At 66.1% G+C, this 17,476-nt stretch carries 19 protein-coding genes; 11 read left to right on the top strand and 8 right to left on the bottom strand.

What is annotated here, in order from left to right; genetic code table 11:
* Window positions 1-5: 5 nt before the first annotated feature.
* The 3 genes from DDF70_RS15520 to DDF70_RS15510 are packed head-to-tail and all read right to left on the bottom strand — an operon-like array spanning window position 6 to window position 4,767.
* Window positions 6-2,810, bottom strand: coding sequence for a DUF4159 domain-containing protein (locus tag DDF70_RS15520; RefSeq protein WP_114945770.1), 2,805 nt, complete (start codon window positions 2,808-2,810; stop codon window positions 6-8).
* A 3-nt stretch (window positions 2,811-2,813) separates the two neighbouring features.
* A complete protein-coding gene (locus DDF70_RS15515) occupies window positions 2,814-3,740 on the bottom strand; it encodes a DUF58 domain-containing protein (RefSeq protein ID WP_114945769.1) in 927 nt (308 codons plus the stop codon).
* 10 nt (window positions 3,741-3,750) lie between these two features.
* Window positions 3,751-4,767 (bottom strand): AAA family ATPase, encoded by a 1,017-nt coding sequence (locus tag DDF70_RS15510; protein ID WP_114945768.1) that lies wholly within the window; start codon window positions 4,765-4,767, stop codon window positions 3,751-3,753.
* 310 nt (window positions 4,768-5,077) lie between these two features.
* Here DDF70_RS15510 and DDF70_RS15505 point away from each other — a divergent pair, with 310 nt between their 5' ends.
* From DDF70_RS15505 to DDF70_RS15490, 4 genes are read left to right on the top strand one after another with little or no spacing between them, the layout of a single operon-like run.
* Window positions 5,078-5,677, top strand: coding sequence for a DUF1285 domain-containing protein (locus tag DDF70_RS15505; protein WP_114945767.1), 600 nt, complete (start codon window positions 5,078-5,080; stop codon window positions 5,675-5,677).
* On the top strand, window positions 5,677-6,315 hold the full coding sequence (locus DDF70_RS15500; RefSeq protein ID WP_114945840.1) for a CoA pyrophosphatase: 639 nt from the start codon (window positions 5,677-5,679) through the stop codon (window positions 6,313-6,315). The genes DDF70_RS15505 and DDF70_RS15500 overlap by 1 nt, the downstream gene beginning before the upstream one ends.
* Window positions 6,312-6,569: a DUF6111 family protein gene (locus DDF70_RS15495; RefSeq protein WP_114945766.1), complete on the top strand. Its 258-nt coding sequence runs from the start codon at window positions 6,312-6,314 to the stop codon at window positions 6,567-6,569. The genes DDF70_RS15500 and DDF70_RS15495 overlap by 4 nt, the downstream gene beginning before the upstream one ends.
* Window positions 6,569-7,813 carry a CCA tRNA nucleotidyltransferase gene (locus tag DDF70_RS15490; RefSeq protein ID WP_114945765.1) on the top strand — a complete coding sequence of 415 codons (1,245 nt, stop codon included), beginning with the start codon at window positions 6,569-6,571 and terminating at the stop codon, window positions 7,811-7,813. The genes DDF70_RS15495 and DDF70_RS15490 overlap by 1 nt, the downstream gene beginning before the upstream one ends.
* On the opposite strand, the gene hemF is transcribed toward DDF70_RS15490, so the two are convergent.
* The gene (gene hemF / locus DDF70_RS15485) at window positions 7,810-8,706 is read right to left on the bottom strand and encodes an oxygen-dependent coproporphyrinogen oxidase (protein WP_114945764.1); all 897 of its coding nucleotides are present in this window, start codon (window positions 8,704-8,706) and stop codon (window positions 7,810-7,812) included. The two genes, DDF70_RS15490 and hemF, sit on opposite strands and share 4 nt — an antisense overlap.
* Window positions 8,707-8,715: 9 nt before the next feature.
* The gene (locus DDF70_RS15480) at window positions 8,716-9,195 is read right to left on the bottom strand and encodes a tRNA (cytidine(34)-2'-O)-methyltransferase (RefSeq protein WP_114945763.1); all 480 of its coding nucleotides are present in this window, start codon (window positions 9,193-9,195) and stop codon (window positions 8,716-8,718) included.
* 262 nt (window positions 9,196-9,457) lie between these two features.
* Between DDF70_RS15480 and petA the strand changes: the two genes are divergently transcribed.
* The 5 genes from petA to DDF70_RS15455 all read left to right on the top strand — a co-directional run bounded on the left by petA (window position 9,458) and on the right by DDF70_RS15455 (window position 14,219).
* On the top strand, window positions 9,458-10,021 hold the full coding sequence (gene petA / locus DDF70_RS15475; RefSeq protein WP_114945762.1) for a ubiquinol-cytochrome c reductase iron-sulfur subunit: 564 nt from the start codon (window positions 9,458-9,460) through the stop codon (window positions 10,019-10,021).
* Between the two features lie 26 nt (window positions 10,022-10,047).
* Window positions 10,048-11,328: a cytochrome b gene (locus DDF70_RS15470; protein WP_114945761.1), complete on the top strand. Its 1,281-nt coding sequence runs from the start codon at window positions 10,048-10,050 to the stop codon at window positions 11,326-11,328.
* 25 nt (window positions 11,329-11,353) lie between these two features.
* Window positions 11,354-12,238 (top strand): cytochrome c1, encoded by an 885-nt coding sequence (locus DDF70_RS15465; RefSeq protein WP_114945760.1) that lies wholly within the window; start codon window positions 11,354-11,356, stop codon window positions 12,236-12,238.
* Between the two features lie 403 nt (window positions 12,239-12,641).
* The gene (locus DDF70_RS15460) at window positions 12,642-13,262 is read left to right on the top strand and encodes a 2'-5' RNA ligase family protein (RefSeq protein WP_114945759.1); all 621 of its coding nucleotides are present in this window, start codon (window positions 12,642-12,644) and stop codon (window positions 13,260-13,262) included.
* Window positions 13,263-13,337: 75 nt separating this feature from the next.
* Window positions 13,338-14,219 (top strand): S-methyl-5'-thioadenosine phosphorylase, encoded by an 882-nt coding sequence (locus tag DDF70_RS15455; protein ID WP_114945758.1) that lies wholly within the window; start codon window positions 13,338-13,340, stop codon window positions 14,217-14,219.
* On the opposite strand, the gene DDF70_RS15450 is transcribed toward DDF70_RS15455, so the two are convergent.
* Window positions 14,216-14,407: a hypothetical protein gene (locus DDF70_RS15450; RefSeq protein WP_114945757.1), complete on the bottom strand. Its 192-nt coding sequence runs from the start codon at window positions 14,405-14,407 to the stop codon at window positions 14,216-14,218. The genes DDF70_RS15455 and DDF70_RS15450 overlap by 4 nt on opposite strands.
* 51 nt (window positions 14,408-14,458) lie before the next feature.
* Between DDF70_RS15450 and DDF70_RS15445 the strand changes: the two genes are divergently transcribed.
* Both DDF70_RS15445 and DDF70_RS15440 read left to right on the top strand, forming a co-directional pair.
* Window positions 14,459-15,004 (top strand): adenine phosphoribosyltransferase, encoded by a 546-nt coding sequence (locus DDF70_RS15445; RefSeq protein WP_114945756.1) that lies wholly within the window; start codon window positions 14,459-14,461, stop codon window positions 15,002-15,004.
* A 160-nt stretch (window positions 15,005-15,164) separates the two neighbouring features.
* Window positions 15,165-15,743 carry an HD domain-containing protein gene (locus DDF70_RS15440; protein WP_114945755.1) on the top strand — a complete coding sequence of 193 codons (579 nt, stop codon included), beginning with the start codon at window positions 15,165-15,167 and terminating at the stop codon, window positions 15,741-15,743.
* Here the strand turns inward: DDF70_RS15440 and DDF70_RS15435 are convergent.
* Window positions 15,740-16,756: a MaoC family dehydratase gene (locus DDF70_RS15435; protein ID WP_114945754.1), complete on the bottom strand. Its 1,017-nt coding sequence runs from the start codon at window positions 16,754-16,756 to the stop codon at window positions 15,740-15,742. The two genes, DDF70_RS15440 and DDF70_RS15435, sit on opposite strands and share 4 nt — an antisense overlap.
* Before the next feature lie 38 nt (window positions 16,757-16,794).
* Window positions 16,795-17,472: a deoxyribonuclease V gene (nfi, locus tag DDF70_RS15430; RefSeq protein WP_114945753.1), complete on the bottom strand. Its 678-nt coding sequence runs from the start codon at window positions 17,470-17,472 to the stop codon at window positions 16,795-16,797.
* Between the last annotated feature and the right edge of the window lie 4 nt (window positions 17,473-17,476).

Below are 17,476 nucleotides of genomic sequence, written 5' to 3'. Positions count from 1 at the left end.
TCCCCTTACTGCCCGAGGCGTTCGAGCAGGGCCGGCACGTGCACCTGATCGGCCTTGTAGTTGCCGGTCAGCGCATACATGACGATGTTGACGCCGCTGCGATACGAGAATTCCCGCTGGCGCGGGTCGCTGCCGACGACCGGGTAGAGCCACTCGCCCCGCTGGCCCACGGCCCAGGCGGCAGCGAGGTCGTTGGACGTGATGATGATCGGCGAGACGCCGTCACCCGAGCGGGCGGGACGACTGGCTTCGCCCTCGGGGGCCGGCGGCAGGGCCTCGACCCAGGTCTGTCCCGTGGCGTAGCGGCCGGGGAAGCTGTCGAGGATGTAGAAGGTCTTGGTCAGCACGTGGTCGGACGGCACGGGCTCGAGCTCGGGAATGTCGAGGCTCGCCAGCATCCGGCGCAGGTATTGCCCTTCCGCCGTCGGGGCGCCGTCCGGGCGGTTGCCGAAGGCATCGCGGGTGTCGAAGATCACCGTGCCGCCGCCCTTCATGAACGCGTCGAGCCGCCGGATCGCGGCCTCCGACGGGGCCGGCCGCGACGCGACGATGGGCCAGTAGATCAGCGGGTAGAAGGCCACCTCGTCCCGCGACAGATCGATGCCGATGGGCTCGCCGGGCGACAGGGCCGTGCGCTGGCTCAGCACCTGCGTCAGTCCCGCCAGGCCCGCCTTGCTCGTGTCGTCGACCTGCGAGTCGCCCGTGATGACATAGGCCAGGCGCGTCACGAGTGCCGGATTGGTGCTCTCCATCGTCATGGACGACCGGCGCTCCTGCGCGCTTGCGTCGGGGGCCGGGTTGAGGAGCAGGAACGCCCCCAGGACGATGGCTGCCGTCGCACCGGCCCGGCGCAGGCGGCCGGTGAGGTTCGACAGGTGCCCGCCGAGCCACAGGGACGCGAGGGTGTCGATGAGCAGGAGTGCCAGGGCGACCATGAAGAGCGGCGTGCGCAGGTCGATGGTCTGCGCTCCGGCGAGCGGAGCGATCCGCGCGTTGAGGGGGGTGTAATTCAGCGGCGCGAGCCGGTCGCCCGGCAGGAGCGCATTCACCGCGAGGCTCGAATCCACCGGCCCGTAGAAGCCCGGCGGATGCTCTCCCGTCGCGCGCTCCGCATAGTTGCGCGGAATGGCACGGGCGGTCGCCGGAGGCGAGGCGTAGATGCCGTATCCGTCGAGGGTCAGTCGTGGGGCCACGGTCTCGTTCTCCGCATTGCGGGCTTCCGCATTCACGTCGCCGGGCGCGCCCGCGAGAGCCGTGGTCCGGCGCAGCATGTCGACGAAGAGACCCGACAGGGGCAGGTTCGACCAGGTGGTGTCGGCGGTGACGTGGAAGAGCACGATCAGGCCGTCGCCGCGCTTGTCGGCCGTGACGATGGGCGTGCCGTCGGCGAGCGACGCCCAGGTTTTCGCCGGCAGGTCGCCGTCCGGCTCCGCGAGGATCTGGCGGCGGATGCCGATTTCCTCCGGTACCGGGAGGCCGAAATAGGGGCTTTCGCGGGTGAAGGGCGCGAAGGTCTTCGGCGTATCCCACGAGAGCGTGCCGCCCAGGCTGCGGCCACCCCGCCGCAGGCGTACCGGCACGAGTTCGTCGTTTCCGGCGGCGAGCCTTGAGCCCGCGAAACGCAGCAGCATGCCGCCGCGCTCGACGAAGGCCGTGACCTTGCCGAGTGTTTCCTGATCGAGTCCGCCCACATCGGCGAGCACGAGAACGGACACCTGCTCGTCGATGAGCTGGTTCACCGCGTCGGCGACCGCGCCGCGCCCGTTGCGGATCTCCGAATAGGGCGCCAATGCGCGCTCGATGTAGTAGAGCGGCGAGAGAAGAGGCTGCGCTTGGTCGGAGGTCCCGCCGAAGACGAGGCCGACGCGGCGGCGCTTGCCGCGCTCGTCGAGAAGATGCACGGCACCGGCGGATCCTTCGCCGAGGATCTCGACGCGCGCGATGGCGTTGCGGATCTCGGTCGGAAGGTCGAACGCGACACTCGTCTCGGTTGCATTCGGATCGAAGGAATAGCGCATGTCGGCGAGCGGCAGGCTCTTGAGATCGAGGGCGCGCACCGTGCCGGCATCGCGTCCGTTCGGCTCGGGCCGCACGAGCCTGACGTTGAGCTGACCGCCGGCATTTTCCACGCCGGCAATGGCGAGGGCGGGAGCGCGCTCCTCCTTCAGAACGGTGATCCGCTGCCCGTTCGCCATCTGCGCCAAACCGTCGATGAAGCCCTGACCGTCAACGCCGGCGACCCCGTCGCTGATCCAGACAATGTTGACCTCGGGCGTCGATTCCAGGAACCGCCTGATGGACTCGAGATGGGCTTGCCGGTCCTGCAGATGCGGCTGGGGCTTGAGGGAGCGCAGCCGCTCCAAAGCGGTGGCCGGGCTGGTGGGCTCGATGGCGGCGGGTGCTTCCGCGGTTGCCACGAGCGCGACGGTGCGTCCGTTTCGCCCCGCCGCCTCGATGCGCTCGGAAGCGAGGTTCATGCGGTCGCGCCAGTCGTGCGCGGCGGCAAAGCCGTTGTCGAGCACCATCAGAAGCGGCGAGCGGTTGTTGTCTTCCGCCAGCGGGTTCCAGATCGGACCGGCCGCCGCGAGGATGAGGAACGCGGCGAGCAGAAGCCGCAGCAGCAGGAGCCACCAGGGCGTGCGCGCGGGCAGCTCCTGCTCGGGCCGCAGGTCGGCCAGAATCTTGAGAGGCGGAAAATCCACGCGCTTCGGCTGCGGCGGCGTAATGCGCAGAAGCAGCCAGATGGCTGGCAGGGCCGCAAGGGCCGTCAGGACGAGCGGGACGGTGAAGGTCAGGGGAAGGCCGAACATCGTTCAACGCCCTCCCACGCCGATGCCGCGCGACGTCGACACCAGGGTCATGATGCGGAGCGCCGCTTCGCTGGCGGGACGGTCGGTGCGATGGATCGTCAGGGTCCAGCCGCGGCGGCGGGCGAGCGCCTGAAGCTCCTCCCGGTGCTGCTCGATCCGCAGGCGATAGGCCCGGCCCCAGGAGATCGCATCGCCGATGCGCAGGGAAACACCGTCCTCGAGATCGTGCAGGACCGCCTGTCCCTGGAACGGGAAGGTCTCCTCGACGGGATCGACGATCATCACGAGGTGCCCCCGGGCCCCGCGCGACGAGATGGCCTCGACCATGGCGGTGATGTCGGGCATGGGCGACAGGAAATCGCTGATCAGCACAGCCTCGTGCTGCGGTGCGACGGGCGCCTGCGGCGGCAGGTCCTCCTCGAGGGCGGAGCGGTCATTCACCAGGTTCTGGGCCATGGCCTCCGCAATGCGCCGGGTGGCGCGCGGCGGCATGAGGCCCAGCATGCCGACCCGTTCACCGGCTTCGACGAAGCAGTCGGCAAGCGCAAGTCCGAGCACGATGGCGCGTTCGATCTTGGGTGCCTGCGCCAGATCCGAGACGTAGCCCATGGAGGCGGAACGGTCGATCCAGAACCAGACCGTCTGGGCCGTTTCCCACTCGCGCTCGCGCACATAAAGCCGGTCGTCCCGGGCGGAGCGGCGCCAGTCGATCCGCTGCGCCGCCTCTCCGGTCACGAAGGGGCGGAACTGCCAGAAGGTCTCGCCGGTGCCGGCGCGGCGGCGGCCGTGGATGCCGTGCGCGAGGTTGGCGGCCACGCGCCTGGCCTCGAGCACGAGATGCGGCATGCGGCCGGCCAGGGCGAGCGCGCTCTCGGTTTCGCTGCGTCCCGGCGAGCGGGCGCTTTCGGGAAGGACCCGGACACGGGCCATGACGATGATCCTAGCCTGCCAGCCGCGAGGTGAGCCGGCCGACGACGCTCTTGATCGTTTCGCCATCGGCCCGGGCGGAGAAGGTCAGCGCCATGCGGTGCTTGAGAACCGGTTCGGCGAGCGCCACCACGTCGGCGATGGAGGGGGCCACACGGCCCTCGATCAGCGCGCGGGCGCGCACCGCCAGCATCAGGGCCTGGCTGGCACGGGGGCCGGGCCCCCATAGGATCTTGTCGGTCACGCCGTCGACGCCGTCGCCTTCGGGGCGGGCCGAGCGGACGAGATCGAGGATCGCATCGACCACGCTCTCGCCGACCGGCAGGCGGCGGACGAGCCGCTGGGCGTTCATGAGAGCCTCGGCATTCATGACCGCCTGGGGCCTGTGCTCATCGGCGCCCGTCGTCTCGATCAGGATGCGCCGCTCGGCATCGCGGGTCGGATAGCCCACGTCGATTTCGAGCAGGAAGCGGTCGAGCTGGGCCTCGGGCAGGGGATAGGTGCCTTCCTGCTCGATGGGGTTCTGGGTCGCGAGCACATGGAACGGCTGCGGCAGGTCGTGCCGCTCGCCGCCCACGGAAACGTGATGCTCCTGCATGGCCTGGAGCAGGGCCGACTGGGTGCGCGGGCTCGCGCGGTTGATCTCGTCGGCCATCAGGAGCTGGGCGAAGACCGGCCCCTTCACGAAGCGGAAGGAGCGGCGCCGGTCGGCGCCCTCGTCGAGGATCTCGGAGCCGAGGATGTCGGAGGGCATCAGGTCCGGCGTGAACTGGATGCGGCGGGCGTCGAGGCCCAGCACGGTGCCGAGCGTCTCCACGAGCTTCGTCTTGGCGAGGCCCGGAACGCCCACGAGAAGGCCGTGGCCGCCTGCGAGAAGGGTGATCAGGGTCAGGTCGACCACGTCCTCCTGGCCGAAGATGACCGTGTGAATGGCCTCCCGGGCGCGGCCGACAGTCTCAAGGGTCGCCTCCGCGTTGCGGATGATCGCGTCGTCCAATGCGGTAGGCGCTTGAGCAATGCTGGCCGTCATGAGGTCACTCTCCTCGTTCGCAATTGCCCCCGGTAGCTAGTCTGCCTTTGTTCCGTGTCGAGATGCAAGGGTCGTTGCGCCGCATCATCGGAGGGAACGGAGTGGACGGGACAGCCGGGGACTCTATGCTCTAAAGCATCGGACCCAAAAGTGGACCCACTTTTGGGATCGGATCCGATGCTTCTTCCTAAAGTGTGTGCATCGTTGATGCGGAAAACCGGGTCCACTTTTCCGCACGATGCACTAGCAAGTAACAATCAGCGGCCGTTCGTCGATCCATAAGTTCAAGATTCCTGTTCACGCTTGCGTCATGACCGAACATTCATCCCCCATTCCCGGCAATGCCCTGGCCCGTCTCGCCGAGGCGCTCGGGCCTGAAGCCAAACGCAAAGGACCGCCGCCGGTCGAGCGCTGGAACCCGGCCTATTGCGGCGAGATCGACATGCGCATCGCTGCCGACGGAACGTGGCACTACATGGGCACGCCCATCAACCGCCCGGCTCTCGTGAAGCTGTTCTCGACGGTCCTGCGCAAGGATCCGGAGCGTTATGTGCTCGTCACCCCGGTCGAGCGGGTCGGGATCACGGTCGAGGATGCGCCGTTCCTCGCGGTCGAGATGGCCGTGGAGGGCGAAGGCGACGGCCGCCAGATCGCCTTCCGCACCAATGTGGACGACCTCGTGCAGGTCGGGCCGGAGCACCCCTTGCGCTTCGACCGGGACGCCCATGGCGGCGTGAAGCCTTACGTTAAGGTTCGGGGTGAACTCTGGGCTTTGGTGACCCGATCCCTGGCGCTGGATCTCGTCGCGATGGGTGAGGAACGGCACTTGGACGGCGTTGGCAGCTTCGGTGTCATGGCCAATGGTATCTTCTTCCACATGGCTTCCATCGACGAATGGGGCGCACTCTGATGCGCCTTGCCCCCCATGATGCGCCCGATTTCCTGACCCGTGCGGTCGAGCGGCTGCGGTCCGAACCGCCGCATCCCGACGAGGCCCTCGCCAATCCGCGGGGGGATCACAGCCTCGACAACGTGCCCCTGGCCCATCCCCTGACGCCCAAGCCGGCGGCGGTCCTCGTTCCCGTGGTCATGCGCGAGGAACCGATGCTGCTTCTGACCGAACGCTCGGCGCATCTGCGCCAGCATTCGGGGCAGATCGCCTTTCCCGGCGGGCGGGTCGATCCCGAAGATGCCTCCGTCCTGGCGGCGGCCTGCCGCGAGGCCATGGAGGAAATTGGCCTCGACAGCCGTTTCATCAGCCCGCTGGGCTACCTCGACGCTTATCTGTCCACCACGAATTATCTCGTCATGCCGGTGGTGGCGCGGGTCTCTCCCTCCTACACCCTCAACCTCAACCACGACGAGGTGGCCGATACCTTCGAGGTGCCGATCGGCTTCCTCATGGACCCCGCCCGTCACGAGCTGCATTCCCGCGAATGGAAGGGCCGGGTGCGCCGCTACTATGCAATGCCCTACGATGGGCGCTACATCTGGGGTGTCACGGCGGGGATCATCCGCAACATGTACGAGAGGCTCTACGGTTCATGACGCGGGCAGTTGTTCAGGGATTGGTACTGTTTTTCCTGCCCTTCGTTCTCTTCGGTGCCTATCTCGTCATCCGCCGCCGCGATCCGTTGTTGTGGTCGCACTGGAGCAGTCAGTCGCTCTGGCTCACCATCGCAGGCCTCGGCTTCGTGGTCCTGTCGCTGATCGTCACGGGCCTCGTGGACGAGCGCCGGACCGGCGCCTATGTGCCGACACATGTTGAGAACGGGCGTGTCATACCGGGACATTTCGAGTGATGGACAATCTCGACGAACGGGCCCTCGCAGGTCTTCTCGAACGCCCGGCGCTGCGCCGCCTCCTTGAGGTCTTCAACGACGACGCGCAGGAGACGCGCATCGTGGGCGGCGCCGTGCGCAACGCCCTTCTCGGCAGGCCCGTGACCGAGGTGGATTGCACCACCACCCTGCTGCCCGAAGCCATCGCGGCACGCGCCGAGGCGGCCGGCTTCAAGGCCGTGCCGACCGGGATCGAGCACGGCACGATCACGGTGATCGTCGAGGGCGAGCCCTACGAGATCACGACCCTCCGCGAGGATGTGGAAACCGATGGGCGACATGCGGTCGTGCATTTCGGCCGCGATTTCGTGCGCGACGCGAGGCGGCGCGATTTCACCATCAATGCGCTCTCGCTCGGCCTGGACGGGCGGCTCCACGATTACACCGACGGGGTTGCGGACCTGAGGGCCCGACGCGTCCGCTTCATCGGCGACGCTCATACCCGCATCCGCGAAGATTATCTGCGCATCATGCGCTTCTTCCGCTTCCACGCGGAATACGCGCAAGGCGATCCGGACCCGGAGGGGCTCGACGCGTCGGGTGCCGAGCGCCAGGGACTGGCGATCCTCTCGAAGGAGCGGATCCGCCACGAACTCCTGAAGCTCATCGTCGCCCGTCGTGCGGAAGACACCATCCGCCTCATGGCCGATCACGGGTTCCTCACGTGGCTTCTCGACGGCGTCGCCGAGTTTGGGCGTTTCAGCCGGGTCGCTGCCTCCGACCGGGACGATCCCGTTCCGATCTGGCGACTGGCCGCGCTCGCCGTCATGGTCGAGGAGGATGCGGAGCGTCTGCGGGAGCGCCTTCGGCTTTCCAACGATGAGCACAAGAAGCTCGCCGCCTATGCCGGCCTCCTGAGCCTGCTCAAGACCTGGGCCTTGCCCCTGGACGCCGCCGCCATCCGCCGCCTGGCGGCGGACCACGATCTCGACACCCTCCGGACCGTTCTCGCTGCCACGGCGGGAGAGCCGCGTCCGGTTGTGCATCCCGAGGCCCGCGAGGCGCTCGACCTGTTTCACGCCGGCGCCGAGCCGGTGCCGGTCTTTCCCTTGCGGGGCGCCGACCTGATCGAGGGCGGTGTTCCGAAGGGCCCCAGGATCGGGCAGCTGCTCGCCCAGGCCCGCCAAGCCTGGCTGGCCGAGGGCTGCCGGACGGACGAGACCTATGCGAAGGATCTGCTCGGGCGGGTTCTGGAGCGGATTTAAGGCCACCTCACCGTCGGCGGCATGGAGGACAGGATCGACGCGATGTTGCCGCCGGTCTTCAGGCCGAAGATCGTGCCGCGGTCGTAGAGCAGGTTGAACTCCACGTAGCGCCCACGCCGCACCTGCTGCTCGATGCGGTCTTCCTCCGTCCAGGGTTTGGTGACGTTGCGCCGGACGATCTCGGGATAGACCTTGAGGAAGGCCTCGCCCACCTGGCGGGTGAAGGCCAGGTCCTCATCCGGGCTTCCGGTCCAGTGGTAATCGTAGAAGATGCCGCCGATGCCGCGCGGCTCGTTGCGGTGCTTGAGGAAGAAGTACTCGTCGCACCACGTCTTGTACTTTTCGTAGGAGCCTTCCGGCGCCTGGGCTCGGCAGGCCTCTTCCATGGCCTGGTGAAAGGCGACCGTGTCGGGATCGTCCTGGGTCCGCCGGCGGTCGAGCACGGGGGTGAGGTCCGCCCCGCCGCCGAACCACGCCTTCGTGGTGACGACGAAGCGGGTGTTCATGTGAACCGTTGGAACATTGGGGTTCCAGGGATGGGCGATGAGCGAGATGCCGCCGGCCCAGAAGCGCGGATCCTGATCCGAGCCCGGGATCTGGCCACGGAATTCCGGCGCGAATTCCCCATGTACGGTCGAGACGTGCACGCCCACTTTCTCGAACACGCGGCCGCGCATCATGGACATGACGCCTCCGCCGCCGGGGGCTCCGCTATGGTCCTTGCGCTCCCAGGGCGTACGCTGGAACCGGCCGGGCTCGGAGGCCTCCGCCGGGAGGGGCGCCGTCACCTCGTCCTCCAGGGCCTCGAACGCGGCGCAGATCCGGTCGCGCAGGGTGGCGAACCAGCGGGGAGCCTCCGTCTGCAGGCGCTCGATGTCGGCTTTGTCGGTCATGATGTCGCTTCAGGTTTCTGGAAGAGAAGGATGAGGAAAGGCGTTCGTCTGCCGTAGCGCCTCGCCGAGGATCATGGCGGCGGTCACGGCGACGTTGAGGGAGCGCAGGCCGGGCTGCATGGGAATGACCACGCGGGCATCGGCTGCTTGGTGGACCTCCTCCGGCACGCCGGCGGATTCGCGACCGACCAGGATGATGTCGTCGGCCCGATATGCGAAATCGGCGTAAGGAACGGCGCCCTTGGTCGTGGTCAGGATCAGGCGGCCCTTGGATTCCCGCCGCCAGTCCTCGAAGGTGCGCCAGGAGATGTGCCGCGTGATCGCCACGTGGTTGAGATAGTCCATCCCGGAGCGGCGCAGGTTCCGGTCGGAGACGTCAAAGGCCGCGGGTTCGATGATGTCCACCGGCACGCCGAGGCAGGCGGCGAGGCGCAGCATGGTGCCGGTATTCTGTGGGATGTCCGGCTGGTAGATGGCGAGACGGGGCATGGGCCCCTCATCGGGTCATCGGGCCCCGTCGTCAAGGGAGCTCTTGAGGGCGCAACCGCGGCGGCATTTTGCGCCACAGGCTGGAACAACTCCAATCCGGCTATGGACAGCCGGGCTTGGCCGTGCCAAAGAGCCACCGCGCGGCGACTCCCAGTCGCATTGCGCGCGCGTCGCCGCGCATGCTTGTTCCATTGTGGACCTCGTGTGCCAAATGCCTTGGTTCCCAAGGTATTGCCGATGCGCGGTTCTCGTTTTTTGACCAATGCTGGAGAGCCAAGTGGCCGAGACCACCACTCATGTCGCTGAGCCGACACGGCGCGATTTCCTCTACATCGCCACGGGCGCAGCTGCCGTTGTCGGCGGAGCCACCCTGGTATGGCCCTTCGTGCAGTCCCTGGCGCCCGACGCGGCGACGGTGGCTGCCGGCGCCCCCGTCGAGGTGGACCTGACCCCGATTGCCGAAGGGCAGATCGTCAAGGTTTTCTGGCGCGGCAAGCTGATCTTCATCCGTCACCGCACGGCCGAGGAGATCAAGGCCGCCGAGGACGTGAACGTCGCCTCCCTGCGCGATCCGCAGCCCGACTCGGCCCGCGTGAAGGAAGGCAAGGCCCAGTGGCTCATCGTTTACGGCAACTGCACCCATCTCGGCTGCGTGCCGCTCGGCCAGCAGGGTGAGTATCATGGCTGGTTCTGCCCCTGCCACGGCTCGATCTTCGATACCTCCGGGCGCGTCCGCGGCGGCCCGGCGCCGATCAACCTGCCGATTCCGCCCTATACCTTCGCGTCGGACACGAAGATCGTGATCGGCCAAGAAGCCACGGCGTAACTGAAAGCGACGATCAGGCGATATCCATGAGCGCACATCCCACAACTTACGTTCCCAAGAGCGCCTTCGGTAAGTGGTTCGAGAGCCGTTTGCCCATCGCAGGCCTCATTCATTCGTCCTTCATTGCGTTCCCGGTTCCGCGGAACCTGACCTATTTCTGGACCTTCGGCGCCATCCTGGTGTTCATGCTCGTCGCGCAGATCGTGACCGGCGTGTTCCTGGCGATGTACTACACCCCGAACGCGGGCCTCGCCTTCCAGTCCGTCGAGCACATCATGCGCGACGTGAACTACGGCTGGCTGATCCGCTACCTGCACGCCAACGGCGCATCGATGTTCTTCGTCGCCGTCTACGTCCACATCTTCCGGAACTTCTACTACGGCTCCTACAAGGCGCCCCGCGAGGTTCTCTACATCCTCGGCGTGATCATCTTCCTCCTGATGATGGCCACCGCCTTCATGGGCTACGTGCTTCCCTGGGGCCAGATGAGCTTCTGGGGCGCCACCGTGATCACGAACCTCTTCTCGGCGATCCCTGTCGTCGGCGAGACCATCGTGAGCTACCTCTGGGGCGGCTACTCGGTGGGCAACCCGACGCTCAACCGCTTCTTCTCCCTGCACTACCTGCTGCCCTTCATGATCGCGGGCGTCGTGATCCTGCACATCTGGGCGCTGCACGTGCCTGGGCAGAACAACCCGACCGGCATTCCGATCAAGTCGGGCAAGGACGCGGTTCCCTTCACCCCCTACGCGACGATCAAGGACGTGTTCGCCGTCGTCGTGTTCATGATCTTCTTCGCCTACTGGGTGTTCTACATGCCGAACTATCTCGGCCATGCGGACAACTACATCCCGGCGAACCCGGCCGTGACGCCCGCGCACATCGTTCCGGAATGGTACTTCCTGCCGTTCTACGCGATCCTGCGCGCCATTCCCGACAAGCTCGGCGGCGTGATCGCCATGGGCTCGGCCATCGTGATCTGGTGCTTCATGCCCTGGCTCGACACCTCCAAGGTGCGCTCCACGGCCTACCGCCCGCTCTACAAGCAGTTCTTCTGGATCTTCGTGGTCGTGTGCTTCCTGCTCGGCTGGCTGGGTTCCCGCCCGGCCGAGGGCTGGTACGTGATCGCGTCCCAGATCTGCACGGTCTACTACTTCGCCCACTTCCTGATCATCCTGCCGGTGCTCGGCTTCGTCGAGCGTCCGCTGCCGCTGCCGAATTCGATCCTCGAATCCGTCATGGGCGTTCAGAACGGCGGAGCGGGCATTCCGGCCGGCGCCAATCCCGAACCGCATTCCAAGGGCTGACGCGAGAGTCGAGGAAACAGAAACTATGATGAAGCGTACTCTTCTCATCGCAGCCGCCGTCCTCGGCCTGGCCGCTCCGGCCTTCGCGGCCGGCGAGACCCCGGTCCCGCCAGCCCAGAAGTGGAGCTTCCAGGGACCGTTCGGCACCTTCGACCGGGCCCAGCTCCAGCGCGGCTTCAAGGTCTACCGGGAGGTCTGCGCCTCCTGCCACTCCTTGAACTACGTGGCCTTCCGCAACCTGCACCAGCCCGGTGGTCCGGAGTTCTCCGAGGCCCAGGTCCGTGCCCTGGCGGCGGAATACAAGGTCCAGGACGGTCCGAACGAAGCCGGCGACATGTTCGAGCGTCCCGGCCGCCCGGCCGATCGCTTCCCGGCTCCGTTCCCGAACGAGAATGCCGCCGCGTCGGCGAATGGCGGCAAGGCTCCGCCGGACCTGTCCCTGATGCCCAAGGCCCGCACCTACGAGCGCGGCTTCCCTTGGTTCATCACCGACGTGTTCCGCCAGTATTCCGAGAACGGCGCTGACTATGTGACGGCGCTGCTCACCGGCTACGAGGAGGCTCCGCAGGGCTTCACCGTGCCCCAGGGTGGTCACTACAACCACTACTATCCGGGCCACGTGATCGCGATGCCGAAGCCGCTCAGCGACGGCCAGGTCGAGTACCCGAAGAACGAGGCCGGCCAGCCTCAGGTGCCCGAGACCGTGGAGCAGTACGCCCGCGACGTGACGGCCTTCCTGATGTGGACGGCGGAACCGCACCTCGAAGCACGCAAGCGCCTCGGCTTCCAGGTCATCCTGTTCCTGATCGTCCTGTCGGGCCTGCTCTACTTCACCAAGAAGAAGGTCTGGGCCCGGGTGGGCGGCGAGGTCGAAGGCCACGCCACGCCTCCGATGACGCACAATCCCTAAAGACCAGGATCAAGGCCCCGAAGCGGGGCCTTTTTCTTTTTGGTGCCAAGGGGAGCCTCTAAGGCTGGTGCCAAGGGGATGACATCCTCTGCCGTCATGGCCGGGCTTGTCCCGGCCATCCCGTTTCCGTAGAGCGCTGCGCTCTTCCGATCGAGATCAACGGAAGCGGCTCAGTCTTCGGTCTGTCCTAAAGGATTTGCCCGAACCGCTAGAGCATCGGACTCAAAAGTGGACTTGCACTTTTGGGATTCATCCGATGCTCCACTCTTTGAAGAGCGCATCGTTCGGGACGGATCCAGCGGGCCGCGCTAGCGAAAACCGGGTCCACTTTTCGCTGACGCGGCCCTCCGGGTCCGCACGATGCGCTAGTGACAGGATGCCAGGCCGAGTTTATCCCGATCCCATGTTGCAGACGATCGCCGACGATATCTGGGGCCTGCCCTGCCTCGCCTACCATGTCCAACCCAGCCTGGAGCCCGAGACCAGGGAGGCCTTCGCGGAGGTTCAACGGAGCTTCGTGGAACTCTGGCCCGAGCCCCTGCATGTGGGTCCGAAGCCCGGGCTGCATGTCACCATCTATCCGCTGGTGATGGTGAAGGGCGATTTCGACAAGGACGCCTACTGGCGTAGCATCGCCCGGCAGGCCAAAGACATCCTGGAGGAGCTCTGCACAGGCCATCCGGCCCTGGAACTGCGCTTCAACCGCCTCAAGGTCACAAACACGGCCATCATCGCAACCGCCAGCGAGGAGACCGGCCTGATCGACGCCATCCGTCAGAGGATCGTCAACGAGATCCCGCCGCCGCCGGGCCAGAAGCCGATCATCTACGACCTGATCCATTCGACCCTGGCGCGCTACCGGACGAATGCCGCCATACCGGACGACGCGGTCGCACGAATCGAGAGCCTGCCCGTTTCCATCACGGCGCCTGTCCGACAGATCAGGCTCGTGCGCGAGACGCTCTTTCCCTGCCTCGTGACGGACGAGATCGCCGCAATCCCTCTGACCGGACAGGGGGCCTAGGCGAGCGGGAGGCTTGGGGCAAGCCGTGCCGTCGGCTATGAAGAACCGTGAGTCCAAGGCAGGCGAGGACGTGAGATGGCGAAGGCGGTTCTAGGCATCATCGGCGGATCGGGGGTTTACGACCTGCCGGGGCTCGAGGATATGCGCGAAGTGCGCATCGACTCGCCATGGGGCGAGCCGTCGGACGTGCTGCGCATCGGCCGTATCGGCAAGACCGAGATCGCCTTCCTGCCGCGCCACGGGCGCGGCCATCGCCTGTCGCCGTCCGACATCAATTACCGGGCCAATATCGACGTGATGAAGCGCGCCGGCGTCACCGACCTGATCTCGGTTTCGGCCTGCGGCTCGTTCAAGGACGAGTATTATCCAGGCTTCTTCGTGCTGGTGGACCAGTACGTGGACCGCACCCACAGGCGCGAAAGCTCGTTCTTCGGCCGGGGCTGCGTCGCCCATGTGCCCATGGCACACCCGGTCGGGCCCGTGCTGCGCCAGCGCATCGCCGATGCGGCGGTGGCCGAGAAGATCCCGTTTACCATCGGCGGCACGCTCGTGTGCATCGAAGGTCCGCAATTCTCCACCTATGCCGAGTCGATGACCTACAAGAATCTCGGCTACGACGTGATCGGGATGACGGCGATGCCCGAAGCCAAGCTCGCCCGCGAGGCCGAGATCACCTATGCGACCGTCGCGATGGTGACCGACTACGATTGCTGGCATGAGGAGCACGACAACGTGGACGTGGCCTCCGTGGTCGCCGTCGCGCACCAGAACGCCACGAAGGTCGCTGGCCTGATCGCCCGCGTCGCCCGGGACTTTCCGGCTGAGCATGAGCCTTGTCCCGTCGGTTCGGACCGGGCCCTCGATGGCGCCATCATGACGGCTCCCTCGGCTCGCGATCCCGAGCTTCTGAAGAAGCTCGACGCAGTGGCAGGCAGGGTTCTGAAGGCGGCGGTCTAGCGCATCATCCAGCCCATGTGGCCGACGCCGAAGATTGCACCGACGATCCAGCTGATAAGCGCCAGGATGAAGCTCACGATGATCGCGGCCGGGATCACCGCGAGTGAAGCCTTGACGAAGAAGAGAACAAGGCTTCCAAAGGGGACGTCGATGTCGGTCAGAACGGTTCGGGAGGGTTGTTCGGCCATGGCACAGCTCCTCGGATAACCTCAACATTTTCACCTATGGCAGGCTCAAACATGGACCAGCGCCTCATCACCGACCTGAAAGCCGCGATCCGGTCGATCCCGGATTATCCGAAGCCCGGCGTCGTCTTCCGGGACATCACGACCCTGCTGGGCGACGCGCGCGCCTTCCGCCGCGCGGTGGACGAACTCGTCCACCCCTTCGCGGGCGGGCGCGTCGACAAGGTGGCGGGGATCGAGGCGCGTGGCTTCATTCTGGGCGGCGCCATCGCGCACCAGCTCTCCTCGGGCTTCGTGCCGATCCGCAAGAAGGGCAAGCTGCCCCACGAGACGGTGCGGATCGCCTATTCGCTCGAATACGGCGTCGACGAGATGGAGATCCATACGGACGCCATTGGCCAGGACGAGCGCGTGATCCTCGTGGACGACCTCATCGCCACCGGCGGCACGGCGGTCGCGGCGACCCAGTTGCTTCGCCAGATGGGCGCCAATATCGTCGCCGCCTGCTTCATCATCGATCTGCCCGATCTCGGCGGCGCAAAGAAGCTGCGCGACCTCGGCGTCGAAGTACGCAGCCTCGTGAGCTTCGAGGGACATTAGAGAGTATCTGTCATCACATGGTCCTCATCCTGAGGAGCCGCGCAGCGGCGTCTCGAAGGAGGTTCCAGTGATCTCTGGAAGCGCCTCGTCCTTCGAGACGCTTCGCTCCTCATGATGAGGCTTGGGACAATTGAGTAAGGGGCACCAAGGAGCCACACAGATGGCAAGTGACCGCCTCCTGGGAACGCTGGAATTCCTGCGGGAAGCGGAGAGGCTCAAGAGCACCCTGCGCAGCGGCTACACGTCGACGGGGCGCCCCGAGAGCACGGCCGAGCATACGTGGCGCTTGTGCCTGATGGCGCTGGTGTTCTCGGACGAATTCGAGAACATCGATCTTCTGCACCTCATCAAGCTCTGCATCGTTCACGATCTCGGCGAAGCGCTGAGCGGCGATATTCCCGCGGTTCTGCAGACGGAAGGCTTCGACAAATCCGCTCAGGAAAGAGCCGATCTGGACATCCTGACCAAGGCCCTTCACCCGGAAAAGCGGGCCGAGATCCTGGCCCTGTGGGAGGAATACGAGGCGGCCTCGTCGCCCGAGGCCATCCTCGCCAAGGGGCTCGACAAGCTGGAGACGATCCTCCAGCACAATCAGGGCCGGAACCCTGCGGATTTCGACTACGCGTTCAATCTCGGATACGGGCAGAAGCACACGTCGGCTCATCCTGTTCTCGCCAGGATCAGAACGATCCTCGACCAGGAAACCAAGGCGCGAGCGGAGGCTTCGAGGGCGGGTTAGTCCCGCCTCTCCCAGAACACCATGCCGTCGAAGGCGAACACCTCGTCTCCGTGCTGGTTCGTGCCCGTGTTGTGGTGGAACACGAGGCCCCAGCCGGGGCGCGACGCGGAGGCGCGCTTGGAGGATACGGTCGAGCGATAGGTGATCGTGTCGCCCGCATAGACGGGCTTGAGCCATTTGAGGTTGGAGAAGCCGGGGGAGGGGCCGAGCCGCGCGGCCCGCGCCCCATGGCTGAGCGCATAGGCGCGGATGCGGTCGCGGTAACCGACCATCTGCTTCATCCAGACGCTCGCCGTATGCCAGCCGGAAGCGCAGAGGCCGCCGAACAGGCTGTCCTTCGCGGCCTCCGCATCCACATGGAAGCGCTGCGGGTCGAATTGACGGGCAAAGCCGATGATGTCGTCGGGGGTAAACGTATAGGTCCCCAGTTCCTCCGTCTCGCCGATCACGAGATCCTCGAAATACGGATTGGAGGAGATGTGCGGCAGCTCCCGCTTGGGTGCGTGGTCCGGCATGGCGGCGGCGGCCGCGGACAGGGCGCCGGGGCCGGATCCCCTGACGGGTTCCGCATCGCGGCGGCCGAACATGATCCAGTTCTTCTGCGCGAAGACGACCTCGTCCTGCTGGTTCAACATCTCGAACTGGAAGCGCACCAGCCCGAGGGAGGGGCGGCTCGCCGAAGGGCGGCTTTCCAGGATCGTCATGCGCGAGCGCAGGGCATCGCCCGGCCTCACGGGCTTCAGCCACTTCACCTCTTCGATCCCCGGTGAGCCCAGGGAGGTGGAATCGAGAATCACCTCGTCGGCCAGAAGGCGCATGTTGATGCTGCAGGTATGCCACCCAGAGGCGATGAGCGTACCGATGAAGCTGTCCTTGGCCGCGATCTCGTCCACGTGGAAGGGCTGCGCGTCGTATTCCTGCGCGAAGGCGAGCAGTGCCTCCTTCGTGACGATGGTGGGGCCGAGCATCCAGGTGGAGCCGGGCGTGAAATCTTCGAAAGCGTAACGGGGCATGGTCTCGATCGATGCGTTTTGAGCGTATCGCCCTAGGGTCAGGCCGGAAGGGGATTGAATTGTCCGGCTGCGTTGTGCGCCAGGCGGATCGGTTCGGGCAAGCGATACTTTGGAGAACAGCGCAGCACGAGTTCCGCGGCCGTGGGGATGTCGGCCAGGTGCCCGGGGGAGATGAACATCGGGTTCTTGGCCGTGCGGGTGCGAAGCGCCACGCCGATGGTCTCCTTGCGGTCGACCAGAGGTGCGGCCGAGCCCTTCTCCTCGCCCAGATCCTTGTAGCGACCGCACAGGAGCGTCTTGCCGCAGCCGATCGTCGGACGCTGCAGCCACAGGCCCATATGGCTGGCGATGCCGATGCGCCGGGGATGGGCGATGCCCATGCCGTCGAAGAGGAACACGTCCGGCTCGGATTTCAGTTTCTCGAAAGCCTCTTCGAGAACAGGCCCCTCGCGGAAGCTCAGGAGGCCCGGAACATAGGGAAAGGGCGTCGGGCGCTGCGCCAGCACGGTCTCGACCGGCAGGAAGCCCGGATAGGTGACCACCACGATGGCCGCCTGGGATTGCTCGTTCTTCACGCTCACGTCGACGCCGGCCACGAGCCTGACCGCATCGAGATCGATGGGCCGGTCGGACACGACCTCCGTTCTCAGCTGCTGCTGAAGGGCGATGGCCTCGGAGGGGGTAAGGTTCCAGTCGTGTCTATGGTGAAGCTGCATGACG

Source organism: Microvirga calopogonii, from assembly GCF_003347665.1.
In the GTDB taxonomy this organism is placed as follows: Bacteria; Pseudomonadota; Alphaproteobacteria; order Rhizobiales; family Beijerinckiaceae; genus Microvirga; species Microvirga calopogonii.
This window is presented reverse-complemented; position numbering and strand designations above follow the sequence as displayed.

Excerpts from the sequence above, each read along its gene's own strand:
- DDF70_RS15520 (WP_114945770.1), bottom strand. The coding sequence starts at position 2,810 with ATGTTCGGCCTTCCCCTGACCTTCACCGTCCCGCTCGTCCTGACGGCC.
- DDF70_RS15515 (WP_114945769.1), bottom strand. The coding sequence starts at position 3,740 with ATGGCCCGTGTCCGGGTCCTTCCCGAAAGCGCCCGCTCGCCGGGACGC.
- DDF70_RS15510 (WP_114945768.1), bottom strand. The coding sequence starts at position 4,767 with ATGACGGCCAGCATTGCTCAAGCGCCTACCGCATTGGACGACGCGATC.
- DDF70_RS15505 (WP_114945767.1), top strand. The coding sequence starts at position 5,078 with ATGACCGAACATTCATCCCCCATTCCCGGCAATGCCCTGGCCCGTCTC.
- DDF70_RS15500 (WP_114945840.1), top strand. The coding sequence starts at position 5,677 with ATGCGCCTTGCCCCCCATGATGCGCCCGATTTCCTGACCCGTGCGGTC.
- DDF70_RS15495 (WP_114945766.1), top strand. The coding sequence starts at position 6,312 with ATGACGCGGGCAGTTGTTCAGGGATTGGTACTGTTTTTCCTGCCCTTC.
- DDF70_RS15490 (WP_114945765.1), top strand. The coding sequence starts at position 6,569 with ATGGACAATCTCGACGAACGGGCCCTCGCAGGTCTTCTCGAACGCCCG.
- hemF (WP_114945764.1), bottom strand. The coding sequence starts at position 8,706 with ATGACCGACAAAGCCGACATCGAGCGCCTGCAGACGGAGGCTCCCCGC.
- DDF70_RS15480 (WP_114945763.1), bottom strand. The coding sequence starts at position 9,195 with ATGCCCCGTCTCGCCATCTACCAGCCGGACATCCCACAGAATACCGGC.
- petA (WP_114945762.1), top strand. The coding sequence starts at position 9,458 with ATGCTGGAGAGCCAAGTGGCCGAGACCACCACTCATGTCGCTGAGCCG.
- DDF70_RS15470 (WP_114945761.1), top strand. The coding sequence starts at position 10,048 with ATGAGCGCACATCCCACAACTTACGTTCCCAAGAGCGCCTTCGGTAAG.
- DDF70_RS15465 (WP_114945760.1), top strand. The coding sequence starts at position 11,354 with ATGATGAAGCGTACTCTTCTCATCGCAGCCGCCGTCCTCGGCCTGGCC.
- DDF70_RS15460 (WP_114945759.1), top strand. The coding sequence starts at position 12,642 with ATGTTGCAGACGATCGCCGACGATATCTGGGGCCTGCCCTGCCTCGCC.
- DDF70_RS15455 (WP_114945758.1), top strand. The coding sequence starts at position 13,338 with ATGGCGAAGGCGGTTCTAGGCATCATCGGCGGATCGGGGGTTTACGAC.
- DDF70_RS15450 (WP_114945757.1), bottom strand. The coding sequence starts at position 14,407 with ATGGCCGAACAACCCTCCCGAACCGTTCTGACCGACATCGACGTCCCC.
- DDF70_RS15445 (WP_114945756.1), top strand. The coding sequence starts at position 14,459 with ATGGACCAGCGCCTCATCACCGACCTGAAAGCCGCGATCCGGTCGATC.
- DDF70_RS15440 (WP_114945755.1), top strand. The coding sequence starts at position 15,165 with ATGGCAAGTGACCGCCTCCTGGGAACGCTGGAATTCCTGCGGGAAGCG.
- DDF70_RS15435 (WP_114945754.1), bottom strand. The coding sequence starts at position 16,756 with ATGCCCCGTTACGCTTTCGAAGATTTCACGCCCGGCTCCACCTGGATG.
- nfi (WP_114945753.1), bottom strand. The coding sequence starts at position 17,472 with ATGCAGCTTCACCATAGACACGACTGGAACCTTACCCCCTCCGAGGCC.